Source organism: Ignisphaera cupida (assembly GCF_030186535.1).
GTDB lineage: Archaea > Thermoproteota > Thermoprotei_A > Sulfolobales > Ignisphaeraceae > Ignisphaera > Ignisphaera cupida.
In genome coordinates this window covers 1-3,071 of record NZ_JASNVW010000013.1, presented here as the reverse complement: position 1 = coordinate 3,071, position 3,071 = coordinate 1, and the positions used below count along the sequence as shown (strand labels likewise).

Below are 3,071 nucleotides of genomic sequence, written 5' to 3'. Positions count from 1 at the left end.
CATTGTGAATGGCGTTAACATATGGCCACTAGCAATAGAGACTGTGCTTCTTGGAAATCCACTGATTGGAAATGAGTATCAAATTATTGTTGAGAGACGTGAAAATGATGACAAGTTGTTGATTAGAGTTGAATCCAATACAAAGCTTAGTGAAGAAGATAAGAAAGCATTGGCAAAGAAGCTTCAAAGAGATTTGAGAGAAGTTATAATTGTGACACCAGAAGTCGAGGTTGTGGATCCTGGTGTGCTGCCAAGAAGTGAGGGAAAAGCAAAGAGAGTTACCATTATTGAAAACTCAAACTAGTTTATTAACACATTTTAGAAATTAGCTCTCCTCTTCTCATTTTTTCCAAGGCTTGTTCATAGCCCATTATAAAAGCCTCTCTATTTGTAGATCCAAGCATTTCCTCAACAACATCCTCAACAATTGCAACAGGTATTATCTTTGAAACAATGTCAACAGCCATGAAAGCTCCCAGCATAGTCATGTTAACAACACGATTATCCTTCAACTTTTTCACTATTTCTTCTACATCAATCAGTACAGACTTTATTGGAAGCTTCTCCAGGGTTTCAATAATTATTCTTTTCGGTGGAACATCATCAACATTTGGTGGTGGAAGATAGACATTGCTTAGCAACAACCATCCACATTTCTTCAAATATCTAACAGATCTCAAAGCCTCTATCATTTCCAAAGACACAACAATATCTGCTGAAGCAAGTGAAACTAGTGGTGCTTCCACATCACCAATTCTAACAAAGAAATCAACCATACCCATTCTTTGCGACATTCCATGTGTTTCAGCAGTTACTATATTCAAACCTATTCTACTACAAGCAACACCTAGCACTGTACCCATAGTGATTATTCCCTGACCTCCAACACCAGTAAAAACAGATTCTATTCTTATTCCTTCTTTATTATTGCGTTGAACGGACATATCTGTGCACATACCCCACACCCAGTGCATAGAGATTCGAGTATATATGGCTTATTATCTTCTCCAACAACTATAGCTGGACACCCCAATGTATTTACACAAACTAAGCATCCGGCACATAGGCTACTATCTATAGTGTATTTATTTTTTAATAGCCCTAATCTGGATGCCAACAAGGAGCATGCTCTTCTAGCAACAAGAAAAGCTACTCCACCATTCATAGCAACTCTAAGCCCATTCTTTATAACCTCAATAGCATTTTGAGTATTGTACGGGTCAAAAACCTCCACATAGTCTACACCAACAGCTTTTGCAATCTCTTCCATATAAATCCTCTTACTCTTTTCCCCAACAGCTGTTAAGCCAGTTCCTGGATGTGGCTGAAAACCTGTCATTGCCGTTGTTTCATTGTCTAGCACTAGAACAAGCATTGGAGCTTTGTTGTAAACAGCATTTATAAATGGAGGTATACCAGCATGGAAGAATGTTGAATCACCTATAATAGCAACAACAGGTCTATCTTTAACTGTTTGTGCAAAGCCATTTGCAAGACCTATGCTACCACCCATATTGGTTATAACATCTTGAGCATTGAATGGAGGATCTATGCCCAGACTATAACACCCTATATCCCCTGAGTAGATTGGGTCTACACCAAGCTCTCTAGCAGCCATGATCAACGCATAGAAAGTTGCTCTATGTGGACACCCAGGACATAGAACAGGTTTTCTAGGCGGTATATACACATTAACTTCAATAGGTTTTGGAGGTGACCATGAAAAACCAGCTGTTTTTGCAATTGCCTCTGCAACTCTATCTATTGTCAACTCCCCTCTTTTACCAAGATAATCTGATCCATGAACCTCAACATTGATATGAAGATCAAATAAAATAGACTTTAGCTGCATTTCAACAACAGGATCTGTTTCTTCAACAACAAGAATCTTCTTAGCTTCATCAACAGCCTTCTCAATTAATTTCCTTGGAAGAGGTACAGGTGTTGCTATCTTCAAAATCTTTGCCTTTAGTCCAAGAACCTTTAAAGCATCTTTGGCATAGGAATAGCCTATACCAGATGCAACAATAAGCAGAGTTGAGTTCTCCCCCTCAACTCTGTTATATGGAAAATCAGCAAAACTCTCTTCAATTCTTCTCCACTTCTCAAGCAAATTAATCTTCATTTTTCTTGCATGAGCTGGTATAACAGCCCATTTTGCTGGCTCCCTGGGAAAAGACCCAACTTTTCTAGGACCTCTAATAGCTCCTAGCTTAACCAATCCCCTTGCATGACTAACTCTAGTAACACTTCTCAATATTACTGGATGCTCAAATTTTTCTGAATATTCTAAGCCTAGGTAAGTAAGATCTTTTGCTTCTTGAGGATTGCAAGGCTCTAAAACAGGTAAGTATGCATGGAGACCATACCACCTGTTATCCTGTTCATTCTGACTACTATGCATATATGGGTCGTCAGCAGTTACAATTATGAACCCAGCTTTTACACCAGTATACCCACTTGTCATCAAAGGATCTGAAGCAACATTCAATCCAACATGCTTCATAGCAGTTAAACTTGGAACACCACTCATAGCAGCTGCATATGCAAGCTCAAATGCTGTTTTCTCATTAATACTCCACTCAACATATAGCCCAATCTCCTTAGCAACATCAGCTAGTGTTTCAATAATTTCGCTAGAGGGTGTGCCTGGATAAGCAGCTGCAACACCTATTCCATACTCTATAGCTCCTCTAGCAATAGCTTCATTGCCTAGTAAAAATGCTGTTGTTCCCTCCTCACCCAAAACAAGTTTTCTTCTTCTAGGCATCTACAAAGACCTCTTATCGATGACAACCTTTGGTTTTCCATCAAATCTAGGTAGTGTACCAGGCTCCACAATTTTAACTATTGGTGTCACAATTATAACTTCTCTCAAGTCCCTTTGAAGCTTTTTCTCCAAAAACTCTTTATCAGCAGGAGATAAAGGCTTTGCAGATTCTACAAACACTGTCATTTTGTCTAAGGCATTGTCTCTTTCAATAACAATTTGATAGTATGGAGCCACTAAAGGCTCTTTCATAAGAACCTCTTCAACAGCTGTTGGCCAAACATTTACACCATTAACTTTA

The 3,071-nt window shown here is 38.8% G+C and carries 2 protein-coding genes and 2 pseudogenes; 1 reads left to right on the top strand and 3 read right to left on the bottom strand.

From position 1 onward, the window contains the following. A pseudogene (locus QPL79_RS09245) lies at positions 1-304 on the top strand (phenylacetate--CoA ligase); the annotation flags it as partial. A gap of 4 nt (positions 305-308) precedes the next feature. On the opposite strand, the gene QPL79_RS09240 reads toward QPL79_RS09245, so the two are convergent. The 3 genes and pseudogenes from QPL79_RS09240 to QPL79_RS09230 all read right to left on the bottom strand — a co-directional run. Then, the gene (locus QPL79_RS09240) at positions 309-944 is read right to left on the bottom strand and encodes a 2-oxoacid:acceptor oxidoreductase family protein (RefSeq protein ID WP_285274534.1); all 636 of its coding nucleotides are present in this window, start codon (positions 942-944) and stop codon (positions 309-311) included. Then, complete coding sequence (gene iorA, locus QPL79_RS09235) at positions 911-2,770, bottom strand: indolepyruvate ferredoxin oxidoreductase subunit alpha (RefSeq protein ID WP_285274533.1); 1,860 nt, start codon at positions 2,768-2,770, stop codon at positions 911-913. Before iorA ends, QPL79_RS09240 begins: the two co-directional genes overlap by 34 nt. Continuing rightward, positions 2,771-3,071: pseudogene (locus QPL79_RS09230) on the bottom strand (phenylacetate--CoA ligase); the annotation flags it as partial. It lies immediately after the preceding gene.